The organism is Stenotrophomonas sp. TWI1149, assembly GCF_039673155.1.
In the GTDB taxonomy this organism is placed as follows: domain Bacteria; phylum Pseudomonadota; class Gammaproteobacteria; order Xanthomonadales; family Xanthomonadaceae; genus Stenotrophomonas; species Stenotrophomonas maltophilia_AA.
Window position 1 is genome coordinate 82,291 of the sequence record NZ_JBDJLB010000009.1, and the last position, 23,097, is coordinate 105,387.

Genomic DNA, 23,097 nt, shown 5'->3' on the forward strand with positions numbered 1-23,097 from the left:
GCAACTATCGTCGGGCGCCGTCTCAGAAGCTGAGATCGTGCTGCGTCATCCCGTCGTCGTTTCGCTGAACCCATCGGCGGATGTCAGTCAGGCCTGTGCACGTCACGTCAGTGATGCGGCGGAATCGTTCACGGCCTGCACAAGCTCGGCTGCCTAGGATCGCTTCTTCCTTCCCCATCGCTCCAAGGAGTTCCCATGGCTGGTTCCCGCGTTCGCCTGCACGTTGAAGATTCCGGTGGTACCGGCCGCCCGGTGGTGCTGATCCACGGCTGGCCGCTCTCGGCCGAATCGTGGAAGGCGCAGGTTCCCGCGCTGCGCGATGCGGGCTACCGCGTGGTGGCCTATGACCGCCGGGGCTTCGGGCGCTCGGACAAGCCGGCCGATGGCTACGAGTACGACACGCTCGCCGATGATCTGGCCGGTGTGATCGAGGATCTGGACCTGAAGGACGCCACCCTGGTCGGCTTCTCGATGGGCGGTGGTGAAGTGGCGCGCTATGTTGCCAAGCACGGCGAGTCGCGCCTGCACAGCGTGGTGTTCGCTTCGGCGGTGCCGCCCTACATGCTCAAGACCAGCGACAACCCCGAGGGCCCGCTGACGAAGGAAAAAGCCGATGAAATGCGCGCGGGCCTGGAGAAGGATCGCGATACGTTCTTCGATGGCTTCACCACGGATTTCTTCAGCGCCAACGGCGAGCTGAAGGTCAGCGAGGAAGAGCGCCAGGCGGCGATCAACCTCTGCAAGCAGTCCGACCAGACCGCGGCGCTGGGCTGCATGAAGGCGTTCGGGACGACCGATTTCCGTACCGACCTGAAGAAGGTCACGGTGCCAACCCTCGTCCTACATGGCGACAGCGACGGCACGGTGCCGTTCGAAGGCTCGGGCAAGCGTACGCATGAGGCCATCGCGGGCAGTGAGGTGGTGGTGCTGAAGGACGCGCCGCACGGCTGCAATGCCAGCCATGCCGAGGCGTTCAACACGGCGCTGCTGGACTTCCTGAAGAAGTAAGTCGGAGGTCGTTCGCAGATAGCGCCCGGCACGTTGCGATCACGTGTCGGGCGTTCTTGTAAGCTGCACTCGCTGAGCGGAAATGCAGCGTTAATCCAGTCGAGACCGCACATGGCCCAGTCCCAGACACCGCCCTGGAAGAAGCCCAACCCCAACGGGCAGAAGAAGTCGCAGCCGCTCTCCGAGGCGCAGAAGAGCGCAGCCCGTCAGCGCGCCGAGGAAAACGGGCGGCGCTATCCCAATCTGGTCGACAACATGTGGGCGGCCAAACTGCCCCGCGGCAGTTGAGCGACACCTGACTCAACGCTTGACCGCAAGCACCCCATCCATCGCCAGCTCGGCCTTGAACCCCGCCTTTTCCAAACGCTTGGCGACCTCACGCGGCACATCGCGGCCGCTGGTCAGCTTGTTCGGCGCACCGGTGTAATGGAACATCCGGCCGCCCTTGCGGATGACGCGTGCGAGCTGATCGTAGAACACCTGCGAATACAGCTCGCCGGCGATGCCGAAACGCGGTGGGTCGTGCAGGATCGCGTCGACCGATGCGCTCTCCAGCCCTTCGATCTCCTGCGACACGTCGCCCTGGCTCAGTGACAACCGGCCGCCGCTGCTCTCCGCCTCCGGGTCTGGCGACCACGGGTTGAGCGTGCGCAGCCACAGCACGTCCGGATTCTTCTCGAACGAGCGGACGCGGGTGACGCCGCCTTCCAGGCAGCACGCGGCGAAATAGCCCAAGCCGCCGCAGGTGTCGAGCACGGTCTTGCCGGCCGGGGCGATCAGCGCGACCTTGCGGCGGGCATCCTCGAACGGAGACACCTGCGCGCTGGGCAGCATCTTGATGCCGTCGATCTCGAAGGTCGGCGCGTCCCAGTCGGTCGGCACCAGCTTGATCAGTGCCGACCCGAAGCGCGAGATCGCCAGGAACTCCTCGCCGTCCCAGTAGTACAGGGTGCGGTCCTTGGTCTTGCCGGGGTAGGGATAGGTCTCGCCCTTCCACTGCCAGTGGTCGGCCGCCAGCAGGGCGGTGCCGGTGGAGCGGCCGAGGTCGAGCGAGCCCGTCCATTCCCCGGTGCCGGCGTCGCGGGTGCGGGTCAGGGTCTCGGCGAGCGGGCGGGTCAACAGGGGGCCGGTGTAATGGGGCACGGGATCGGGGCCGCGGCGCGGGCGCCAGGCGGTCTGTCAGTCAGGGGTGGGCATCGTACCTGAGAAGGCCGTCGCGGGCCCCGATGCGCTCCCTCAGGGCGGGAATCCGACCCTTGCGTGCTCGGGTGTCCGAGGCGCTGGCAGGGAGTGCGCTGATCGTAGCGGGCCGGGGACTTTGGATACTTGGGTCATGTCCTACGACCACCTCCTCTGGCCCACCGGTACGGCGTACTTCTTCAGTGCGCACCTGCGCGATCGCAGCAGCAGCCTGCTGGTGGAGCAGGCACAGGTGCTGCGGCTGGCGTTCCGGGTGGCGCAGCAGGCGCGCCCGTTCCGGATCAACGCGATCGTGGTGCTGCCGGATCACCTGCATGGGGTGTGGACGCTGCCGGAGGGCGACGAGGAGGGCCATCGTCGCTGGTCGCAGATCCAGGCGATCTTCGACCGCCAGCTGCCGGTGGCGGAGCCGCGCCTGCAGCTGCGCCGGGATCGCAGTCTGCGGCCGCTGTGGCACAACGGTTTCCGCGAGCATCGGATCGTGGACGCCGACGACCTGCAGCGGCATGTGGCCTATGTGCACCAGAACCCGGTCAAGCACGGGCATGTGCGCGATGCGACGCAGTGGCCGTACAGCTCGATCCATCGCGGTCGCCGTGATCCGGAGACGCCATGTTGAAGTACGGGGAGGGGATGCCCGCCTGTGTAGGCCTGCGGGTGGGGCGGTGTCGGGGATGGGTGTTGCGGGCCGGGCTACCGGTGCGGGCGGGTGGTGATCGCTGCCTGCCGCCGGTGGTCCGGCGGGTGGGGGTATCCAGCGCGGAGGGTCAGGGGCATTTCACCGGGAACACCGGGCCCGCGCCGATCAGGACCAGGGCCATGTAGTCGCTGTCCTTGGCCTTGCCCTTGAGCGTGGCACCCGGATTGAACTTGAAGATGCCGAAGCCGCCGCCGGGCCGGACCAGCGCTTTGTCGATCTGATCCGCATCGTCGCGGAAGAACTGTGCGATCTCGGCGCGGCTGGATTCCTGCAGCGGTGTAGCGTCGCGCTGCCATTGCTCATCGCGGTGGAAGGACACGTAGTACTGGCCGCTCTGCTGCTCGACGCGGAACTCGGCCGGCTTGCGCGCGTGGGTGGCATAGCAGCCCAGCATCGGATCGGAGGAAAACACGCCTGCGCTGTTGTCGCTGCCGCAGCCCGTCAACAGGAGCGGGGCCAGGAGGAGCAGGCAGGCAAGCAGGCGCATGGCGGATCCTGGCGGCGGGTGGTGGGGGCATTGTAGGCACCGCGCGGCGCAAGGCCGTGTAAAGCCTGCCGGGCTGATCTACACCAAGGTTCCGCCTCTTTCGCAAACTCCGCTGGCCTCTACTGCACGCTGACGGATATCTCCAGGATGCGTGCTACCCACCTGCGGGAACACCCCCGCGTCGACATCGAATGATGGAATGGGTGCATCCGGGTCGTACTCCTCGACGCTGTAGCAGCCCCAGCCTGCACTGTTGCCCCCCATGAAGGCCTCCCCGTCTCGCATTGGCTCCATGCCTGATTCAGCGCAGAGCGCCTCGTGGTAGGCCTGGGTTTCCGCGCGTTGCGCGTGGAAGTCATACCGTAGATGACCATTGGCATTCACTTGCAGGCGTTGCTCGACAGGCACGGTGCCACCGTGCTGATCCGGCCAGTAGCTCGTGCGTACGACGATGCGGTGTCCGTCGGCAGTGAACTCGATCCTGTCGTGGGGTTCCTGTGCATGCGCCGCTGATGAGAACGGCGAGACAGTCAGGAGAAGTGCGAAACAGGCCCGCATGGTGAATACCCTGTTGGGAGTGGCAGAAGCATGTAGCGTCCACGGTCCAATCCGTGCGTGCTGTGTGGTCCATCAGGCTTCGCTGCTTGCGCCCGATGAAGTTCTTTATGGAATGCGTTCGTACGCTCAGCATGATCGATGGCCGTCCAGCGCAGTCCCACCTTGGGCAGGCGGGGCTGCTCTCGGCATCGCGGAATGAAAGGTGTACGTTGGTGGCGATCCCCATGAGCCATCCGCGTGCACGAAGAGAAGATCCGCCCCGTTCGATCCTCGGCGGCAGTTGAACGGCGTGCCCAACGACTCCCGCTGCTCGGCCTCGTCAGCTTCCTCGGCCTCCCCATCGGGGCCTTCGCCGCACACATCGCCACCGCCGCCAATCACGGTGTCACCGCAGGCGCCAGCACCACCGGCGTGTCCATCGGCGTGCTCGCCTCGGCTGCGGTGGGTCTGATCGCCACCGTCGGCTCGCGCGTGCGCCAGGAACGCTGGCCGTGGCTGGGCATCATCGGCGCGGTGCTCAGTGCAGCACCGCTGGTGCTGTTCCTGGTCGGGATGATGTTCAAGCATTGAGCCGTGTGCTCAGTGCCGGTGCCGCCGCCACGCATTCCACACATGCGTGCTGGCCAGCAGCAGGCTGCCAACCACGGTCATCGGGGTCTCGGCTTCGTGGCTCGGCCAGCCCAGGGCGCCGGCCAGCAGCAACAGCAGCCCGGCCGCAGCGCCGGCCATCGCCCACGCAGGCAGCGGGCGATGGCGGTGCGCGCGCCACAGCGCGAACCCGGTCAGGGGCGCGGCGATCGCCACGAACAGGGCATGTACCCACTCGGCTTCGGCCCACACGCCCAGCAGCGGGAGCATCGCCGCGAGCAGCGGCAGGGCCAGGCAGTGCAGCAGGCACAGGCCGGACAGCGCAATGGCGCCGGCATCCAACAGGGCAGAGGATCGCTTCATGGGGCGTAGGGGTCTTGGGTTATGAATGTTATATAGTAACATTTCGTTCCCTCTCCTGACCTGCTCCGCCATGACTGCCTCTGCTGCCCTTCGTGATTCCCGCCTGCCGGTGACGGTGCTGTCCGGCTTCCTCGGCGCCGGCAAGACCACTCTGCTCAATCAGCTGCTGCGCAACCGCGAGGGCCGCCGGGTGGCGGTGATCGTCAACGACATGAGCGAGATCAATGTCGACGCGCAGCTGGTCCGCGACGGCGGCGCTGCGCTGAGCCGCACCGAGGAGACGCTGGTGGAGTTCAGCAACGGCTGCATCTGCTGCACGCTGCGCGATGACCTGCTGCAGGAGGTGCGCCGGCTCGCGGCCGAAGGACGCTACGACTACCTGTTGATCGAGTCGACCGGGATCGCCGAGCCGATGCCGGTCGCGGCGACCTTCTCGGTGCGCGATGAAGAGGGCTTCAGCCTCAGTGACATCGCGCGGCTGGACACGCTGGTGACGGTGGTCGATGGCGCGCGGTTCCTGCACGACTTCGGCTCCAGCGATCGGCTGATCGACCGCGGCCAGCAGGCTGGTGAAGACGACGACCGCGGTGTGGTCAACCTGCTTGCGGAGCAGATCGAGTTCGCCAACGTGATCGTGGTGAGCAAGTGCGATCTGATCGACGACGACACGCTGCAGTCGACGCTGGCCGTGCTGCGCGCCATGAACCGCGATGCGCGGCTGGTCCTGGCCGAACACGGCAACGTGCCGCTGCACGAGGTGCTTGATACCGGCCGCTACGACTTCGTCAAAGCGCAGCTGGCGCCGGGCTGGATGCAGGCGCTGCGCGGCCAGCACACGCCGGAGACAGAGGAATACGGCATCACCAGTTTCGTCTACCGCTCGCGCCGGCCGTTCCATCCGCAGCGTTTCGCGCAGCTGCTCGACACCGGGCTGGGCAGCGTGATCCGCAGCAAGGGCTTTTTCTGGCTGGCCAACCGCATGGACTCGGTCGGGGAGCTTTCCAGCGTCGGTGCGGCGACGCAGACATCGGTGGCTGGGTTCTGGTACGCCTCGCGCGAGCGCATGGAGGCCGGGCTGGACAACACCGCGCCGACGCTGCCGCCCACGCGCGTGCCGTATACCGACATGGGCTGGGCCCGCCAGCAGGCGGGCTGCTGGACCGCGCCGATGCCCAGCGTCGAGCAGGTCGGCGATGCCGGTGAGTACCAGGCCATGCGCAGGCTGTGGCATCCCTGGTGGGGCGACCGCCGCCAGGAGCTGGCGGTGATCGGGGTGGCGATGGACGAGCACGCGGTCCGCGCCGAGCTGGATGCCTGCCTGCTCAACGATGAGGAGCTGCGCGCCGGCCCGCTGCTGTGGCAGCTGTTGCCGGATGCGTTTCCGGCGTGGGCGCAGGCCTGACCGCCGGCGTTACATCGGCGTCAGCCGCCATCCCTCGTCGGCCGCGTGCAGCGTGTGGGTCAGGCCGACCGCGTCCAGCAGCGCGCTATCGTGCGAGACGATCATCAGCGTGCCGGTGTACTGGTTGAGCATCTGCTCGAGTGCGGTCAGCGAGGGCAGGTCGAGGTGATTGCCCGGCTCGTCCAGCAACAGCAGCTGTGGTGGTGTCTGCGCGTACAGCACTGAGGCCAGTGCAGCCTTCAACCGCTCGCCACCGCTCAGCGTGGCCAACGGCCGCAGGCTGCGCTCGGCATCGAGCCCGAGCAGCGCCAACTGTGTGCGCAACGTGCCTTCGCTGGCCAGCGGATGCGCGCGCTGCAGCAGTGACAGCGCCGAGGCATCGCCCGGCAGCATCGTCAGCGACTGGTCAAGCAGGGCGACGCTGGCCGCAACCTCCACATGCCCCGACACCGGCGCCAGCGTGCCGGCCAACAACCGCAGCAGCGTCGATTTGCCGCTGCCGTTGCGTCCCTGCACGCCGATCCGCTGCCCACGCTGCAGGGTGAGATCGAGAGTCCTCCACGGCGCCTGCACCCACGGAAGCCCGGCAGCGACGAGCTCGGCCACGCGCTGTGGGCCCGGCTGGCTGATCACCGGGGCAAGCAGGGCGATCTCGATGTCCTGCTCCACCTCGCCGGCGGCCTCGCGCACGCGCGCGTCCAGTTCGGTACGGCGCTCGCTCTGCTGCGCCTGCCAGCGGCCCGCGCTGTGCTCGCTGCGGTTCTTCATGCCACCGAGCAGGATCGGTGCCTGGTTGGCGGTGCGTGCATCGCGTGTCGCCCGCGCCTGGCGGTGTTCCATCCGTTCGCGCTGGTCGCGCATCTCGTTCTGCTGCTGGCGGCGCTCGCGTTTACGCAGGGCAAGCTGCGCGTCCGTGCTGCGGCGTTCGTCCTGCTTCTGCGCGGCGTAGAGCGCGTAGTTGCCGCCGTAGTGGCGGAGTCCGGCCGGTGACAGCTCCACGATGCGCGCCATGCTGTTCAACAAGGCACGGTCATGGCTGATCAGGATCAGGCCGCCGGGCCAGCGCTGCAGCGCCGCGATCAGGCGCTCGCGATGCGCGGCGTCGAGATGGTTGCTGGGCTCATCCAGGATCAGACCCTCGGCACCGGAGAGGAACGCGCCGGCCAGCGCCACCTGCACCGCCTGGCCACCGCTGAGCGTGGCGGCCGGCAGCAGGGGATCCAGCGCTGGCAGGCCCAGCAGGTGCCACTGCGCCTGCAGTTGTTCGCGCAGGTCCCAGCGCTCGCCGACGCAGGTGAAGTCGTCCGGGTCGACGCTGCCGGCCTCGATGCGGTGCAGTGCATCGAGCACCGGGCCGACACCGGCCAGATCGGCGATGCGACCTGCGGGCACGCCGCTGTGCTGCGCGAGCAGGTGCACGGGGCCACTGCGCTGGATGCGGCCGGACGTGGGCGTGAGATCTCCGCTGAGCAGGCGGGCGAGCACGCTTTTGCCCACGCCGTTGCGCCCGACCAGGCCGGTCGGGGTGCCGTCGAACGCGGCGGACAGTTCGGAAAACAGGACCCGGCCGTCGGGCAGGGTATGCGTCACGCGATCGAGCGTGAGGGCAAATGCGGTCATGCGACCTCCATGGATGCCAAGGACTCCCCTCCTGCAGGACAGGCGGGTGGAGACAGGCCGTCAGACGACGGCGGCATCAATGGCGCATGTAGGCCTACCTCGGCAACAAAGGCGACTGGCTGTCGCGCGGCCAGTATAAAACCGCCCGGCGGCCGGGCGATGAACGCGGCCTGCTCAGCAACTCACCCCGGTCAGCCGCGCGCTGATGAAATCGATGAAGACGCGCAGCTTGGGCAGCACATGGCGGCCCGAGGGCCACAGCAGGTAGAAGCTGCCGCAGGCGTGGATGCGGTTGGCCAGCACCCGCTGCAGGCGGCCATCGGCCAGCGCGTCGCGCACCGAGTGCTCGGGAAGGTAAGCAATGCCACGCCCGGCCAAGGCGAAAGCAAGCCGCGCCTCGATCGTATTGCTGACCATTGAGATCGGCAGGACCAGCGGCGCGGCGTCCGGGGTCTGCGGTAGCGGCCAACACTCCAGCTTGCCGCTGCTGGGAAAGCGGTAGTGCAGGCAGTCGTGCAGCAGCAGGTCCTCGGGCAGGCGCGGGGTGCCGCGGCGGGCCAGGTAGTCCGGCGAGGCCACCAGATAGCGTGGGAATTCGCCCAGCTGCCGCGCGCTCAGGCGCGAGTCGGCCGGCTCGCTGACCCGCAGCACGGCGTCGAAGCCTTCCTCGATCACATCGACCAGGCGGTCGTCGAAATCCAGCTCCAGCCGGATGCCCGGGTAGGCGGCCATGAACTCGGTCAGCAGCGGCAGCGAGATGTCGCCGACCAGCGGCAGGCTGACCCGCAGCACGCCGGTCGGCGCCTCGGTCTGCTGGACCAGCTCATCGCGGGCGGCATCGCGCTCGTCGAGGATGCGCCGGCAGCGCACCAGGAAGCGCTCGCCCTCGGCGGTGAGGGTGACGCTGCGGGTGCTGCGATGGAACAGCCGCACGCCCAGCGCCTGCTCCAGCCGCGATACGGTCTTGCCGGCGGCCGAAGCGGAGATGCCGAGCACGCGGCCGGTCTCGACGAAGCTGCGGGTATCGGCCACCTGCACGAAGGTCTGCAGATTGCCGAGGTTGTCCAGGGCTGACATGGGCGGCCACAGAGGAGGGAAGCGGCCACTCTAGCGGCCATCGGGGTGCGCAGGAGCAGGGGCGCGCGCATCGGCCCGCAACACTGCGGTGCGCCGTGGGTGGGTTCGGGCGCAGGACCTTGCAGGGCAGGCACCTTGCCGATTGCCGCCACCGCAGTCCGGAATGTGCGGAGCGCCGCCCCGCTGTTTCGCCGGCCGCGCAGCGCCTACGGTGGCGCTCCCCTCCTTCCGGCCGCTGCCCATGTCTGCTCGCCACGCCCCTGCCTCGCTCTCCGCCCCCCGTACCGCTGCGTGCACGGTGGCCTCCCCATGAGCGGGCACGTGCTCGATCCCACCGCCGTCCCCGTGGCCGACGCTGCCACCCGGTTGCCGCTCGGCGGCCTACTGGCGCTGGCCTGCGCGGGCTTCATCACCATCCTCACCGAGGCGCTGCCCGCCGGGCTGCTGTCGCCGATGAGCGCCGATCTCGGCATCAGCCGCGCGCTGGTGGGACAGCTGGTCACCATCTATGCGCTGGGCTCGCTGGTCGCGGCACTGCCGATGACCGCGCTGACCCGGCGCTGGCCGCGGCGTCCGCTGCTGCTCACCGCGATCGCCGGCTTCGTGGTGGTCAACACGATCACCGCGATGAGCCACCACTACGGGGTGATGCTGGTCGCGCGTTTCTGCGCCGGAATCAGCGCCGGCCTGCTGTGGTCGCTGGTGGCCGGCTATGCCAGCCGCATGGTGGTGCCGCAGCTGCAGGGTCGGGCGATCGCGGTGGCGATGGTGGGTACACCGCTGGCGCTGTCGCTGGGCATTCCGGCCGGCACCCTGCTGGGCCAGACCATCGGCTGGCGCTGGGCGTTCGCGCTGATGTCGATTCTCAGCGTGGGCCTGCTGGTGTGGGCGCGGCTGGCCTTGCCGCCGCTGCCGGCGCCGGGCGCGGCGGCACAGCAGCCACTGGGCAGCGTGCTGCGCCTGCGCGGCATGCGCACCGCGTTGCTGACGATGTTCCTGTACGTGCTGGCGCACAACGTGCTCTACACCTACATCGAACCCTTCGCGGCGTTGTCCGGCGCGGCCGCATGGCTGGATCGCCTGCTGCTGGTGTTCGGCGTGGCCGCGCTGGTCGGCATCTGGATCACCGGCCTGCTGGTGGACCGCTGGCTGCGCGGGCTGGTGATCGCGAGCACGGTGGCCTTTGCGCTCTCGGCGGTGGCGTTTGGCCTGTGGCCCGGTTCGACGTGGGTGCTGGTGGCCGGCACGGTGGTGTGGGGCGTGTCCTTCGGTGGCGTCGCCACCCAGTTCCAGACGGCCGTGGCGCGCCGCGCCGACGAGGCCGGTGACATCGCGCAGTCGTTCGTGGTGACCGGTTGGAACCTGGCGATCGCGCTGGCCGGCATCCTCGGCGGCGTGATGCTGGAAACCGTCGGCGAACGCTGGCTGCCGGCGGTCCTGCTGGTGCTGCTGCTGGCCACGCTGGTCGTGGTGCTGCGCCAGCCGCGGGCATGGGAACCGATCGCGCACTGAGCCCAGCCGCCGCACACGGCAAGGTGGGCCGCGATACCCGGCGCTATGCTGGGGGCGGGTATCGCGATGGGAGCAGCGGGTGCGCAAGGGAGTTCTTCGAAGTGCTGTGCTGGCACTGCTGTGCCTGGCCGGCATCGCCCACGCGGCGGCGCCGGATCGGCGCATCGCGCTGACCATCGACGATCTGCCCTGGCAGCGTCTGGACGAACGTCCCGAGCCCGAGCTTGCTGCCCGCCATGCGCAGCTGATCGCGGCCCTGAAGCACGCGGACGTGCCGGTGGTGGGCTTCGTCAACGAGGTCAAGCTCGAGGTGGATGGCCGGATACAGCCGGCACGCGTGCAGATGCTGCGCGACTGGCGCGATGCCGGGTTCGAGCTCGGCAACCACACCTTCGGCCATGTCGATCTGCATGCGATCGGGCTGGCCGCGTATGAGCAGGCCATCCTGCGCGGTGAAGCGACGTTGCGCCCGCTGCTGGCCGAGACCGGACAGGCGCCGCGCTGGTTCCGGCATCCCTATCTGCGGGCCGGTCAGTCGCCGCAGGAACGTGCCGCGCTCGGTGTGTTCCTGCAGCAGCACGGGTATCGGGTGGCGCCGGTCACGGTCGACAACAGCGAGTGGATATGGGCGTTCGCCTACGACCACGTGCGCGATACCGAGACCGATCCCATTGCGCGCGAGGCCCGCCTGCGCCAGCTGCGCCGCGGCTATGTGCCGTACATGCTCAACAAGCTGGACTATTACGAACAGCAGGGCCAGCAGCTGCTCGGCCGGCTCCCGGCGCAGGTGTGGTTGATCCACGCCAACGCGCTCAGCGCCGATTGCGTGGAGGAACTGGTCGCGGCCACCCGCCGGCGCGGCTATCGCTTCGTTTCGCTGGAGGCCGCGCTGCAGGATCCGGCCTACCAGCATGCCGACGGCTACAACGGTGCCGGCGGCATCAGCTGGATCCAGCGCTGGGCCATGGCCGAGAACAGGCCCAAGGCCTTCTACGCGGGCGAACCCCAGGTGCCGGCGTGGGTGATGACGCTGGCCGGGCTCGATGCGGAGTAGGGAGGCCGCTCAGTCGGGCGTGTCGCCGTTGGGGTTCTGCATATCTTCGGGGGCCTGCCCGTACTGCTGCTTGCGGTGTTCGTGGAACGCGACGAACTCCGCCGGCGGCAGCGCCTTGGAGAACAGCCAGCCCTGGCCGAACTCCACCTGGCGTGCCTGCAGATAGGCCAGCTGCGCGGGGGTTTCCACGCCCTCGGCGACGGTGAACAGGCCCAGCGTCTTGGCCATCTCGATGATGTGCGAGGTCACCGGGCTGGTCGCGCTGTCGGTGCCGATCGCATCGATGAACGACTTGTCGATCTTCAACGCATCCAGCGGGAGCTGCTGCAGGTACTGCAGGCTGGAGTAGCCGACACCGAAGTCGTCGATCGCCACGCAGTGGCCCATGCGTCGTGCATTGGCCAGGTGGGTACGCGCGCGGCGGACATCCATGAAGCCGCGCTCGGTCGCTTCCAGCCAGATCTGCTGGGGATGGATGCCGGTGCCGTGCAGCTTGGCCGCCAGTACCTTCAGCGCCCGCCCGCTGCTGACATCCTCGGCGGCCAGGTTGATCGCGATGTGCGCGCTGCGATCCTGCACCAGCAGGGTGCGCATGTCGGCGATCACGTGGTCGATGACCTGGTCGGTCAGTGCATCGATCAGTCCGGCTTCCTCGGCCAGTGGAATGAACAGGTCCGGGCGCACCAGGCTGCCATCGGGACGGCGCCAGCGCACCAGCGATTCGGCGCCCACGCAGATGCCGGTCGCCAGCTCGATGATCGGCTGGTAGTGCATGAAGAACTCACGCTTGCGCACCGCGGTGGCCAGTTCGCCACGCAGCGACAGCCGCCGCCGCGACAGCCAGACCACGCCGCCGATCACCGCCAGCGCGCCGAGCACGCCCAGCGGAATGAACTGGCCGATCTGGTGGCGGAACGCGGCGACCAGATCGGTGCGCGGTGCGGTGGCGATCGCCAGCCACTCCTGGTCCTGCGCGGTGGCATACAGGGTCTGGCCTTCCATGCCGGTGGCCGGCTCGCGCAGCAGCCGCTGCAGCAATGCCTGGTCCTGGATGTCCTGCTGGGCGATCAGCCGTCCATCAGGGCTGGCCACGGCCAGCCGCACGTTGGGATCGACGATCACGTCGATCAGCCGTGCCGGGTCCATCAGGATGTCGTAACGGCCGTAGCCCAAGGCCAGCAGAGATTGCCGGCCACTGCCGGCCAGTGCGTGCACGCCCAGCGTGATCCCGGCGCCTTCCGCGGTGACGTAGGCGGGTGTCGGCTGCGCGACCTCGGCGTCCATCGGCCCCCACGAGGTGCAGGCCAGCCGACCGTTCTCGAAGTAGCCGATCTGCTCGGCCGAATGGGTGCTCATCACCAAGCTGCGCATCAAGTGGAGATGCTCGGGAGAGCAGGGCGTCAATGTGCTTTGGTCGAGTTGGCGCAGGGCGTTCAACGCACCCTCGTAAGCGCGGTGCGCGCGCTGCAGGGTACGCTCCGCGGTGGTCTGCAGCCGTACCTGCTCGGACTCGCTGGCGCGGCTCCAGGTGAAATAGAACACGGTGGCGATCGGCACCAGGGCGCCGAGCAGGGCCAGCAGGACGGTGACGGCGATGATCCTGGGGCGGTTCAAGCGAATCTCGATGCCTCGTCGAAAGGGGGTTCCATGGCAGCCCGGCGGGCCAGGGCGGTCGCGGCCCCAGTCGCTATATGACCATCAGTGCGGTCGATTTGAAACCAGCGCGTCCAAGGTCGCCCGCCGAGCCGGCGCGGGCAGGGGATGATCACGGACCGAACGGGCTGATCCCGTCATGGGCCCGCCGGGACGGGCCCGGTATTCACCTTCGGTTCGCGCCCCCGGCCGGATGATCGCGCCGCACCCTTCCGTGCCCCCGATCCGAGCCGATGAATCCGACCCTGCCTGCCGCGTTGGCCCTGTTGTCGTTGCTGCTGCCTGGCCTGGCATCGGCGCGCACGGTCTATCGCTGCGTGCAGAGCAACACGGTCAGCCTGGCCACCGCGCCCGAGCCGGGGTCCCGCTGCACCGCGCAGCAGATCGACGACACCGCCGTGCAGACGCCCAACCTGTGGGGCAACATGGGCGTCTTCAGCGGCACCCTGTACGAACGCGAGCAGGACGGTGCGCTGGTCTACTCGACCCGCAACCTGCCGGGCTCGCGCGTGTTCCTGAAGTTCACTGTCGCCACGCCGCCGGGCGAACCGGCGCATGAAGGTCTGGGCAAGGTCGGTACGCCGCAGTTGAACCGGCATGCCAAGCAGTTCAAGGCCGCGGCGAAAGCCACCGGGGTGGACGATGCCTGGCTGCGGGCGATCGCCCATGCCGAGAGTGGCTTCGACGCCGGCGCGATCTCGCCCAAGGGCGCGCAGGGCGTGATGCAGCTGATGCCCGATACCGCCACCGAATACGGCGTGGCCGATCCGCTCTCGGCCGAGCAGTCCATCGGTGGCGGTGCGCGTTACATGAAGGCGCTGCTGCGCCGTTATAAAGGCGACCGCGTGCTGGCCGCCGCCGCCTACAACGCGGGGATCGGTGCGGTGACGCGGTACAAGGGCGTGCCCCCGTATGCCGAGACGCTGGCCTATGTGGAGAAGGTCAGCGCGCTGTATGTGCGGTATCGCGAGGCGATGGGCTTCAAGGTGGAGACGCCGGCGAAGTAGGCCGGTGTTTCAGCGCGAGGAACCTGCGCCAGGCACTGCACGGGCTGCATGTCATTCGTTGTAAAGCGCATAGGGCTCTACGCGGCCGACTGCGCTTACCGCGGCCTTGACGTCGGCACGCTGCGCGAACTGGTCCCAGCGGGCATGGAAGGCCACTTCACCCGGCAGCAGGGGTGACATGCGGAACCCCTGCAGCTCCAGCAGCGCGCCACCTCGTTCGAGTGGATCGGCAAGCCGGGCGATCAGCGTGGCGGCGGCTTCGTCCAGCCGGTTGTCGGCCACAAGCGACGTCATGTAGATGCCGCTGGCCTGCTGGCGCTGTGCAGACAATACGTCGCGTGCGCGCTGTGCGGCGGCGCTGTCGTTGAGCTGCAGCGCGGCGATCAGGTCAATGAGTTGACGTGCACTTTCACCTTGCGCAGTGAGGTCCTTCAGATCCTCAACCGCCTCCCGGGCCACCGTCGGGCGCAGCAGTACGGCGTACAGGTATCCCAGGCCAAGCGACTGATCCACCAGGCCACTGTCCTCGGCCATGCGTACGGCCAGGATCTGGGTGTCGAGGGCGTCATCGTTCTGGCCCAACTGGCGCTGCGCCCGACCGCGCAGCTCCAGCAGCCATCCTACCGAACGCGCTTCATCGCCCTGCGGCCGTGAGGGAGCCGTGGACGCGTAGTCGGCCAGTGACTGGGTCATGCCGATGACCTCCTGCGACTGTCCTGCGATCAGCAGCGCATAGGCAAGTTCGACTGCCGCGTCGTTGATCCCGGGCGCCAGCATGGTGGCCACCCGCAATCGATCGATGTGGCGCTGCGCGGCCGCCACGGGATCGAAGCGAGGCGTGCCGCGTTCAAGGTAGCGGTCGAAGCGCTTGTCGCTACGCAGCATTACCAGCGGGAACGGCTGGTCCACACGCGCCAGCGTTGCGCTCACCTTGTCATGCTCCCCGGCCTCGACCTGCAGCGTGGCCAAGGTGACCCAGAGCTCGGCCGGCTCGATGCCATCACTCTTCCAGCCGTGGTCGAACAGACCCTGCAGCAGCCTCAACTGGGTCGCCGGGGTGTCTTTCACCGCCACCGCCAGATGCCAGACCAGATCCTTGGGCAGATCGAGTGCACCCTCGGTATCTGCGATTCCGCGGATGACATTGTCCGCCGACGCCGCGACCTTGTCGTCCGCCAACTGGCCTGCCGCGAGCAGGAACCGCGCCGCGGTGTTATGCGGGTTGATCGACAGTGCGGTCTGCAGGCGCTGCCCGGCGAGCGCTTCCTGCTTCTGCTCGCCTGCCACCAGCGCAGCGATATGCCAGGCATGGCTGCGCTTCGCATCGTCCAGGGTGAGCAGCCGGGGATCGGCAAGCAGCCGTTCGAAGACGATCGCTGCGCCGAGAGTGTCGCCACTGGCACCTTGATCCATGGCTGCCGTCAGTTCGGCCATGAAATCAGGATCGGCAGTAGATACCTCGGCGGCAACCGGAGTGACGCCGTCCTGCATCGCCGCCACCGCGTCCGCGACGGGTACGAGGTACATCGACAACAGCAGGGTGCAAGCAATACCAGTGCGGCGGGTCATGCGCTACTTCCTTCCTTGGCATCAGCCCCGATTGAAACCGGAACCCAGCCTCCGCACAAGTCGCCGTCGTTGCGTGCAGGGTTTGCAGGCACGCCGCGAGCGGCTAAGGTCGTGTCCCGGACAGCAGCAGCAAGGACAGCGATGACGCGTCGACGATGGGCGATGGTGGTGCTGGTAGCAGGCCTGATGGCGGCCGCGCTGGCCTGGACCTTCCTGCGCGAACCCGCTGCGCCAGCGCCGCCAGGCCCGGTGGCGACCGTGCTGGGGTGGACGCCGGAGATCCGCGTGCTGGCCGGCGACGGCGTCGGCGGCGCTGCGGACGGCCCCGCCACCCAGGCGCGCTTCGCCGATCCGTATGGGCTGGCCGTCGATGCCCACGGCGTGGTCTACATCGCCGATGCCGGCGACAACAACTGCATCCGTCGCGTGCATCCCGACGGGCGCGTCGACACCCTGGCCGGGCAGGGCGAAGGCTGGCGCGATGGCGCTGCGATGCAGGCGCAGTTCAACACGCCGTCCGGTATCGCAGTGGATGCCGCCGGCACTGTCTTCGTCGCCGACACCGGCAACCATGTCATCCGGCGCATCGCGGTGGATGGCACGGTGAGCACGCTCGCTGGCGATGGCCAGCGGGGGTTCGTCGATGGGCCGGCCGCGCAGGCGCGTTTCGATGGGCCGATGGGCGTGGCGGTGGACGCGGGAGGCCGTGTCTACGTGGCCGATACCTACAACGATCGCATCCGCGTGATCGAGCCGGATGGGCGGGTGCATACCGTGGCCGGCGGCGAACGCCCGGGCAACGCCGATGGGAACGGTGCGCTCACGCGGCTGGATACACCGGTGGCGCTGGCGCTGGATGCGCACGGCAACCTGCTGATCGCCGACCTGTTCAACAACGCGATCCGCCAGCTCGCCCCGGATGGCACGCTCAGTACCCGCGTCGCCGATGGTGGGCTGCTCAGCGGTCCGCTGTCCTTGGCGGTGACCCATGACGGGGTGATCTATGCCAGCGACATCAATGGCAAGGTGGTGCAGATTTCGGCGCAGGGCCACCAGCTCGCGCTGGCCGGGGTACCGCCGCAGCCACGCTTCGCCCGCCCCACCGCGCTCGCGCTGGATGCGGGCGGCGGGCTGTATCTGGCCGATGCCGCGTCGTACCGTGTGCATCGCCTGAGTCCGTTGGCCGCGGGCCAGACCGCACCGCCGGCCCTGATCGGCCCGGCGCCGGACGCCCCGCTGCCCGCCACCGCCGGCCGTTGGCCGCTGGCCCCGCAGGAGGGGGGGCATGAAGTGGTCGGCACGCTGGGTGAGGTGCGCGGCGACTTCAAGGGGGAGAGCCGCCATCACCTGCACGGCGGCTTCGATATCCGCGGCGATGTCGGCCAGCCGGTGCTGGCGATCGCCGATGGCAAGGTCGACACCCCGTTCGCGGCGTGGTCGGTGGGTGGGCAGGCCGAGGGCCTGTCGCTGGGGTCGCTCAAGTACATCCACATGAAGGTCGGCCGCGATCCTCGCGATCGTCCATTCGATGCGCGCTGGCAGCAGCTATCCGCTGAGGACGGCACGTTGGAGCGCATCCGCGTGCGCCGCGGCACCCGCTTCGCCGCAGGTGAAGCGCTCGGCACCATCAACCGCATGGCGCACGTGCACCTGAGCGTGGGTGCCAGCGGCTTCGAACGCAATGCGGTGGCGCTGGGCTTCACCGGTTACGCCGATGCCTTCGCGCCGCGCATCACCGACGTGGCCGTACTGGACGATCTCGACCAGCCGATCACGGCCGGCGCCGACGGCCGCGTTGCGATACCGCGCCAGGGCCCGGGAGTGCAGATCGTGGTGGAAGCCTGGGACCAGGTCGACCGCAACCTGCCGCGGCGTCGGCTGGGCCTGTACCAGGTCGGCTACCAGGTGCTCGATACACAGGGCCGGCCGCTGGCGGGCTACGAGCAGCCGCGCTTCAACATCGTGTTCAACCGGATGCCGCGCGAAGACAGCGCCACCCGCGTGGCCTATGCACCGGACAGTGGCATCACCGTGCATGGCAGCGCGATCACGCGGTTCCGCTATCTGGTCACCAACACCGTGCGCGATGGCCTGGTCGAGACCGCACGCTGGCAGCCCGCTGCGTTGCCGGCCGGTGACTACATCCTGCGCGGCAGTGCCCGCGACTACAGCGGCAACGAAGCGATCGGTCCGCGCGATCTGAAGATCACGCTGCTGCCCTGAGCGGTATCAGGCGCCGACGCGTACGCGCTCGGCGTCCATGTCGGCCAGCGGCCGTACCTCGATGCTGCCGAAGCGCGACCACGGGAACTGCTGGGCGATGCGCATCGCCTCGGCTTGGTCGGGGGCGTTGATCAGGTTGAAGCCGGCCAGCAGTTCATGGGTCTCGGCGAACGGGCCATCGGTAATGCGGGCCTGACCCTGGCGCACGCGCAGCGTGCGCGCGCTGTCCACCGGTTCCAGTTGCTGGGCGAGCACCAGCGTGCCCTCGGCCTGCAATGCATCGGCGTGCTGCAGGCAGTCGTGCATCAGGCGGTCGTACTCCTCGCCTGGCAGGGCCTGCAACAGGCCCTCGTCGATGTAGATCAGCAGCAGGAATTGCATGGCCAGGCCAGGGAATGGGCAGGGCCATCATCATGCCCCAGGCCACGCGGCAGCCGTGTTGCAGCGCGACAGGACGCGCCTGTTCAGGCTGCCTGCGACGGCCGGCCGACGGCATCGGCATTTTTTTTGGCGGGCGTGTCGATTTCCGGCTCACTGCAACGTTGTATCCCTTGAACGGCCCAGAGACGGGCCGGCCCCGAAGGAGACACCGATGAAAGTCATGGTACTGGTCAAGGCAACCGCGGCCACCGAGGCCGGACAGCTGCCGACCGAGCAGGAGATCCGCGCCATGGGCGCCTACAACGAGCAGCTGGTCCAGGCCGGGATCATGCTGGCCGGCGAGGGCCTGCACCCGACCTCGCGTGCGCGCCGGGTGGCGTTCGGCAGCGAACCGCCGCGCGTGATCGATGGCCCGTTCGCGGAAACCCGCGAGCTGGTCTGCGGCTTCTGGCTCTGGCAGGTCCGTTCGCTGGACGAAGCCACCGAATGGCTGAAGCGGGCCCCGTTCGCACCGGGCGACGTGGTCGAGCTGCGCCCGATTCTCAGCGCCGAGGATTTCGGCGCGGCCTTCACCCCCGAATTGCAGGCGCAGGAACAGCGTCTTCGCGACCAGATCGGCGCGGCCGATTGACCCACCCCCTCACCCCTGGAGCATTCCCATGAAACTGATTCCGTTCCTCGGCTTCAACGGCAAGACCCATGAAGCCATGGCCTTCTACGCGCAGGTCCTTGGCGGCAAGGTCACCTCGGAAATGAAGTACCGCGACATGCCACCGATGGAAAGCCAGGAAGGCTGCGGCGAGATGCCGCCGGAGACACTGGACCACGTCGCGCACAGCCAGCTGGAGGTCGGTCCGGCGATCCTGATGGCCGCCGATGGCCCGTCCACGGAAGGGCAGGGCAGCACCACGATCAACATCGATGTCGACTCGATCGAGGAGGCCGAGCGCGTGTTCAAGGCCCTGGCCGACGGCGGCGAGATCAAGATGCCGATCACCGAAACGTTCTGGGCCCATCGCTGGGGCTTTCTGATCGACCGCTACGGCAAGCCGTGGATGGTCAATTGCATGAAGCAGCCCTGATCCCCACGTCCAACAGGAAACGCACGCATGTCCAACGCGACGCAACAGATGATCTTCGTCAATCTCCCGGTACGCGACCTGGAGGCCTCCAAGGGGTTCTTCGCCGCACTCGGCTACAGCTTCAACCCGACCTTCACCGATGAAAAAGCGGCCTGCATGATCATCAGCGACAGCATCTTCGTGATGCTGCTGGTGGAGTCCTTCTTCGCCCAGTTCACGACCCAGCCGATCAGCGATGCGCGGCGGCAGACCGAGGTGATCACCTGCCTGTCGGCCGGGAGCCGCAAGGCAGTCGATGCGCTGGTGGACACGGCGCTTAAGGCCGGTGCCCGCGAACCGCAGCCGGCGCGCGATTACGGCTTCATGTACCAGCGTGGCTTCCAGGACCTGGACGGCCATCTGTGGGAAATCGCACACATGGACGGCGAACCCGGGTGATGGCACGGCGCGGTGCGGCTTGTGCCCCGGCCGCACCGGTGCTTTGATCGGCCGCATGGACACGGCACTGACGCAACGACTGGACACGATCTGGCGCATGGAGGCGCCAGTGCTGACCGCCCGCCTGACCCGCCTGCTCGGCGGCGATGTCGGCCGTGCCGAAGAGCTGGTCCAGGACACCTGGCTGGCCGCGCTGGAGCGCTGGCCCAGCCAGGGCGTACCGGACAATCCCGGAGCGTGGCTGATGACCACCGCGCGCAACCGCGCCATCGATGTGCTGCGCCAGCACCAGCGCGTCGCCGGGCAGCACGCGCAGTACGGCAGTGAACTGGAGCCGCTGCCGTTGCCTGCGCCGGATGACAGCGACGCGCTGGAAGACGACATCGGCGATGACCTGCTGCGGCTGATGTTCGTGGCCTGTCATCCGGTGCTGGCGGCCGACGCGCGGGTGGCGCTCACTCTGCGCCTGCTGGGCGGGCTGACCACTGACGAGATCGCACGGGCCTTCCTCGCGCCCGAGCCGACCATCGCCCAGCGCATCGTGCGCGCCAAGCGCACGCTGGCGCAGAAGCAGGTGCCGTTTGAAGTGCCGCGCCAGGCCGCGTTGCCGGAGCGGTTGGGGTCGGTGCTGGAGGTGGTCTATCTCATCTTCAACGAAGGCTACGCCGCGAGTGCCGGCGATGACTGGATGCGTCCGGCGCTGTGCGATGAAGCGCTGCGGCTGGGCCGCGTGCTCGCCAGTCGGTTGCCGACCTGGCCGCAGGTGCAGGGGCTGCTCGCCCTGATGGAACTGCAGGCCTCGCGCACCGCCGCGCGCACGGATGCCACCGGCACGCCGATCCTGCTGCCCGAGCAGGACCGCGCGCGCTGGGACTGGCTGCAGATCGGCCGCGGCCAGGCGGCGCTGCAGCAGGCGGTGGCGCTGGGGGGCAGCGAGGATCCGTACGTCCTGCAGGCGGCCATCGCCGAGTGCCATGCGCGCGCGCGCCGTGCCGAAGACACCGATTGGGCGCGGATGACGGCGCTCTATGCGCGCCTGGCCCAGCGCCAGCCGTCACCGGTGATCGCCTTGAACCATGCGGTCGCCCTGTCGCGCGCGGAGGGGGCTGCTGCGGCCTGGCCCTTGGTCGATGCGCTCGCTGGCGACGCACGGCTGCGCGACTACGCGCCGCTGGCCGCGGTCCAGGGCGACCTGCTTGCCCAGCTGGGTCGCAGCGAGGACGCGCGGGCGGCGTTCGAGCGCGCGGCCACGCTGACCGCCAACGCGCGCGAGAAGGCGCTGCTGTTGGCACGCGCGGCGGCTGTGTAGACCGGCACTGCACCGGGCGGCGGCTCTGGCCTACACTCGGGCGATTGTCGGTCAGTCATGAGGTGCAGCGTGAAGCGTGTGGTAATCAGCCTGTTGGCGTTGTCGGTGTCGTCGGCCTTGATGGCCGCCACCCCCAAATTCGATGGCGCGCGGATCTCCGCCGACGTCAAGGAACTGGCCTCGGATGCCTACGAGGGCCGCTCGCCGGCCACGGCCGGTGAAGAAAAGACCATCGCCTTCCTGAGCAGGCAGTTCGCGGCGGCCGGCCTGCAGCCGGGCGGCGACCTCAAGGACGGCAAGCGCCTGTGGACCCAGGCCGTGCCGCTGCTCAAGGGCGATATCGTCGGCACCCCGAGCCTGTCGCTGAGCAGCAAGGGCACGCCGCAGACGCTGAGCCAGGGCAAGGAAATCGCCGTGCGCGCCGCGATGAACGGTGCCAGCGAAGTCGACATCAAGAACGCCCCGCTGGTCTTCCTCGGCTACGGCGTCAAGGCCGGCGAGCGCAATTGGGACGACTTCAAGGGCGTGGACCTGAAGGGCAAGATCGCCGTCGTGCTGATCAACGACCCGGACTTCGAGACCGGCCAGGGCGACTTCGACGGCAAGGGCATGACCTACTACGGTCGCTGGACCTACAAGTACGAAGAAGGCGCGCGCCAGGGTGCCCTCGGCGTGCTGATCGTGCATGAAACCGCACCTGCCTCGTACGGCTGGGCCACCGTGGCCGGTTCCAACACCAACACCATGTTTGATGTGGTCCGCGACAACCCCGCCGAAGCGCATCCGCTGCTGGAAGGCTGGATCCAGCGCGATCTGGCGGTGGAGCTGTTCAAGCGCTCGGGCCTGGATTTCGAGGCGCTCAAGAAGCAGGCGCAGACCCGTGACTTCAAGCCGGTCGAGCTGAAGGGCGAGACCTTCTCGGCCAAGTACGCGGTCAAGACCGAGGTGATCACCTCGCACAACGTGGCCGCGCGCCTGGAAGGCAGCAAGCATCCCGACGAGACCGTGATCTACAGCGCGCACTGGGATCACATCGGCGTCGGCAAGCCGGACGCGAACGGTGACACCATCTTCAACGGCGCGCTGGACAACGCCAGTGGCACTGCTTCGCTGGTCGAGCTGGCCCGCGGCTTCGCCAAGGGCAAGCGACCGGAACGCTCGGTGCTGTTCCTGGCCGTCACCGCCGAGGAAAAGGGGCTGCTGGGCTCGGAGTACTACGCCAGCCATCCGCTGTACCCGCTGGGCAAGACCGTGGCGCTGATCAACATGGACGGCATGGCGCCCTTCAGCCCGTCGCGTGATTTCGGCATCTACGGCTCGGCCAAGCTGGAACTGCTGGACCAGCTCAAGGACGTCGCCAAGGGCTGGGACATCCGCTACACCCCGGATCCCAAGCCGGAAGCCGGCCTGTTCTTCCGCTCCGATCACTTCCCGTTCGCCAAGCGCGGCGTGCCGGCGGTGTCGTACTCGGCGGGCCAGGACTGGGTGGAGGGTGGCGTTGCGGCCGGCAAGGCGGCCTCCGATGACTACACCGCCAAGCGTTATCACCAGCAGGGCGACGAGTGGCAGCCGGACTGGACCTTCGCCGGAGCCTCGCGCGATCTTGAAGTGCTGTACACGCTGGGCAACCAGCTGGCCAACTCGCGTGCCTGGCCGAACTGGAGCACCGACTCCCAGTTCCGCGCCCCGCGCGATGCCAGCGCCGCCGAGCGGAAATAAGACCGCGTCCGGCCGGCACGCCGGCCGGACCCCGCTGTAGAGCCACGCCATGCGTGGCTTCGCGGTCCCGAACCCCGACGTAGAGCCACGCCATGCGTGGCTTCGCGGTCCCGGAACGAAAACCAGCCACCCATGGGGTGGCTCTAC

At 68.4% G+C, this 23,097-nt stretch carries 23 protein-coding genes; 14 read left to right on the forward strand and 9 right to left on the reverse strand.

Annotation, left to right across the window (positions count from 1 at the left end; translation table 11 throughout):
• Positions 1-195 precede the first annotated feature (195 nt).
• Both ABE424_RS11760 and ABE424_RS11765 read left to right on the forward strand, forming a co-directional pair.
• Complete coding sequence (locus tag ABE424_RS11760) at positions 196-1,008, forward strand: alpha/beta hydrolase (protein ID WP_346491789.1); 813 nt, start codon at positions 196-198, stop codon at positions 1,006-1,008.
• Positions 1,009-1,119: 111 nt separating this feature from the next.
• The gene (locus ABE424_RS11765; RefSeq protein WP_346491790.1) at positions 1,120-1,296 is read left to right on the forward strand and encodes a hypothetical protein; all 177 of its coding nucleotides are present in this window, start codon (positions 1,120-1,122) and stop codon (positions 1,294-1,296) included.
• A gap of 12 nt (positions 1,297-1,308) precedes the next feature.
• On the opposite strand, the gene ABE424_RS11770 is transcribed toward ABE424_RS11765, so the two are convergent.
• Complete coding sequence (locus ABE424_RS11770; RefSeq protein WP_346491791.1) at positions 1,309-2,151, reverse strand: MnmC family methyltransferase; 843 nt, start codon at positions 2,149-2,151, stop codon at positions 1,309-1,311.
• 190 nt (positions 2,152-2,341) lie between these two features.
• Here ABE424_RS11770 and ABE424_RS11775 point away from each other — a divergent pair, with 190 nt between their 5' ends.
• Positions 2,342-2,827: a transposase gene (locus ABE424_RS11775; protein WP_346491792.1), complete on the forward strand. Its 486-nt coding sequence runs from the start codon at positions 2,342-2,344 to the stop codon at positions 2,825-2,827.
• A 148-nt stretch (positions 2,828-2,975) separates the two neighbouring features.
• Here ABE424_RS11775 and ABE424_RS11780 read toward each other — a convergent pair whose 3' ends face one another.
• Positions 2,976-3,395 (reverse strand): hypothetical protein, encoded by a 420-nt coding sequence (locus tag ABE424_RS11780; protein ID WP_346491793.1) that lies wholly within the window; start codon positions 3,393-3,395, stop codon positions 2,976-2,978.
• A gap of 78 nt (positions 3,396-3,473) precedes the next feature.
• A complete protein-coding gene (locus tag ABE424_RS11785) occupies positions 3,474-3,953 on the reverse strand; it encodes a hypothetical protein (protein ID WP_346501914.1) in 480 nt (159 codons plus the stop codon).
• 237 nt (positions 3,954-4,190) lie between these two features.
• Here ABE424_RS11785 and ABE424_RS11790 point away from each other — a divergent pair, with 237 nt between their 5' ends.
• Entirely contained in the window at positions 4,191-4,523 is a 333-nt protein-coding gene (locus tag ABE424_RS11790) for a hypothetical protein (protein ID WP_346491795.1), read from the forward strand.
• A 9-nt stretch (positions 4,524-4,532) separates the two neighbouring features.
• On the opposite strand, the gene ABE424_RS11795 is transcribed toward ABE424_RS11790, so the two are convergent.
• Entirely contained in the window at positions 4,533-4,904 is a 372-nt protein-coding gene (locus ABE424_RS11795; protein WP_346491796.1) for a MerC domain-containing protein, read from the reverse strand.
• Between the two features lie 70 nt (positions 4,905-4,974).
• On the opposite strand from ABE424_RS11795, the gene ABE424_RS11800 reads away from it, so the two are divergent.
• Positions 4,975-6,306, forward strand: a complete 1,332-nt coding sequence (locus ABE424_RS11800; RefSeq protein WP_346491797.1) for a GTP-binding protein — start codon at positions 4,975-4,977, stop codon at positions 6,304-6,306.
• A gap of 9 nt (positions 6,307-6,315) precedes the next feature.
• Here the strand turns inward: ABE424_RS11800 and ABE424_RS11805 are convergent, their stop codons facing one another.
• Positions 6,316-7,926 carry an ABC-F family ATP-binding cassette domain-containing protein gene (locus ABE424_RS11805; RefSeq protein WP_346491798.1) on the reverse strand — a complete coding sequence of 537 codons (1,611 nt, stop codon included), beginning with the start codon at positions 7,924-7,926 and terminating at the stop codon, positions 6,316-6,318.
• Between the two features lie 174 nt (positions 7,927-8,100).
• Entirely contained in the window at positions 8,101-9,003 is a 903-nt protein-coding gene (locus ABE424_RS11810) for a LysR family transcriptional regulator (protein WP_346491799.1), read from the reverse strand.
• Positions 9,004-9,312: 309 nt separating this feature from the next.
• On the opposite strand from ABE424_RS11810, the gene ABE424_RS11815 reads away from it, so the two are divergent.
• Complete coding sequence (locus ABE424_RS11815; RefSeq protein ID WP_346491800.1) at positions 9,313-10,515, forward strand: MFS transporter; 1,203 nt, start codon at positions 9,313-9,315, stop codon at positions 10,513-10,515.
• A gap of 106 nt (positions 10,516-10,621) precedes the next feature.
• The gene (locus ABE424_RS11820) at positions 10,622-11,569 is read left to right on the forward strand and encodes a polysaccharide deacetylase family protein (protein WP_346491801.1); all 948 of its coding nucleotides are present in this window, start codon (positions 10,622-10,624) and stop codon (positions 11,567-11,569) included.
• A 9-nt stretch (positions 11,570-11,578) separates the two neighbouring features.
• On the opposite strand, the gene ABE424_RS11825 is transcribed toward ABE424_RS11820, so the two are convergent.
• Positions 11,579-13,183 (reverse strand): EAL domain-containing protein, encoded by a 1,605-nt coding sequence (locus tag ABE424_RS11825; RefSeq protein ID WP_346491802.1) that lies wholly within the window; start codon positions 13,181-13,183, stop codon positions 11,579-11,581.
• Between the two features lie 272 nt (positions 13,184-13,455).
• Here ABE424_RS11825 and ABE424_RS11830 point away from each other — a divergent pair, with 272 nt between their 5' ends.
• A complete protein-coding gene (locus ABE424_RS11830; RefSeq protein ID WP_346491803.1) occupies positions 13,456-14,229 on the forward strand; it encodes a lytic transglycosylase domain-containing protein in 774 nt (257 codons plus the stop codon).
• Between the two features lie 51 nt (positions 14,230-14,280).
• Here ABE424_RS11830 and ABE424_RS11835 read toward each other — a convergent pair whose 3' ends face one another.
• Positions 14,281-15,798 (reverse strand): hypothetical protein, encoded by a 1,518-nt coding sequence (locus tag ABE424_RS11835; RefSeq protein WP_346491804.1) that lies wholly within the window; start codon positions 15,796-15,798, stop codon positions 14,281-14,283.
• A gap of 141 nt (positions 15,799-15,939) precedes the next feature.
• Between ABE424_RS11835 and ABE424_RS11840 the strand changes: the two genes are divergently transcribed.
• Positions 15,940-18,021, forward strand: a complete 2,082-nt coding sequence (locus tag ABE424_RS11840) for an SMP-30/gluconolactonase/LRE family protein (RefSeq protein WP_346491805.1) — start codon at positions 15,940-15,942, stop codon at positions 18,019-18,021.
• Positions 18,022-18,027: 6 nt separating this feature from the next.
• On the opposite strand, the gene ABE424_RS11845 is transcribed toward ABE424_RS11840, so the two are convergent.
• A complete protein-coding gene (locus ABE424_RS11845) occupies positions 18,028-18,402 on the reverse strand; it encodes a YciI family protein (protein ID WP_346491806.1) in 375 nt (124 codons plus the stop codon).
• Positions 18,403-18,613: 211 nt separating this feature from the next.
• On the opposite strand from ABE424_RS11845, the gene ABE424_RS11850 reads away from it, so the two are divergent.
• The 5 genes from ABE424_RS11850 (at position 18,614) to ABE424_RS11870 (ending at position 22,950) form a co-directional block, all read left to right on the forward strand.
• Positions 18,614-19,033, forward strand: coding sequence for a YciI family protein (locus tag ABE424_RS11850; protein WP_176990466.1), 420 nt, complete (start codon positions 18,614-18,616; stop codon positions 19,031-19,033).
• A 28-nt stretch (positions 19,034-19,061) separates the two neighbouring features.
• Entirely contained in the window at positions 19,062-19,484 is a 423-nt protein-coding gene (locus ABE424_RS11855) for a VOC family protein (protein ID WP_346491807.1), read from the forward strand.
• A 27-nt stretch (positions 19,485-19,511) separates the two neighbouring features.
• Complete coding sequence (locus ABE424_RS11860) at positions 19,512-19,922, forward strand: VOC family protein (protein ID WP_346491808.1); 411 nt, start codon at positions 19,512-19,514, stop codon at positions 19,920-19,922.
• 55 nt (positions 19,923-19,977) lie between these two features.
• Entirely contained in the window at positions 19,978-21,231 is a 1,254-nt protein-coding gene (locus ABE424_RS11865) for a sigma-70 family RNA polymerase sigma factor (RefSeq protein WP_346491809.1), read from the forward strand.
• 69 nt (positions 21,232-21,300) lie between these two features.
• The gene (locus ABE424_RS11870; protein ID WP_346491810.1) at positions 21,301-22,950 is read left to right on the forward strand and encodes a M28 family metallopeptidase; all 1,650 of its coding nucleotides are present in this window, start codon (positions 21,301-21,303) and stop codon (positions 22,948-22,950) included.
• Positions 22,951-23,097 lie beyond the last annotated feature (147 nt).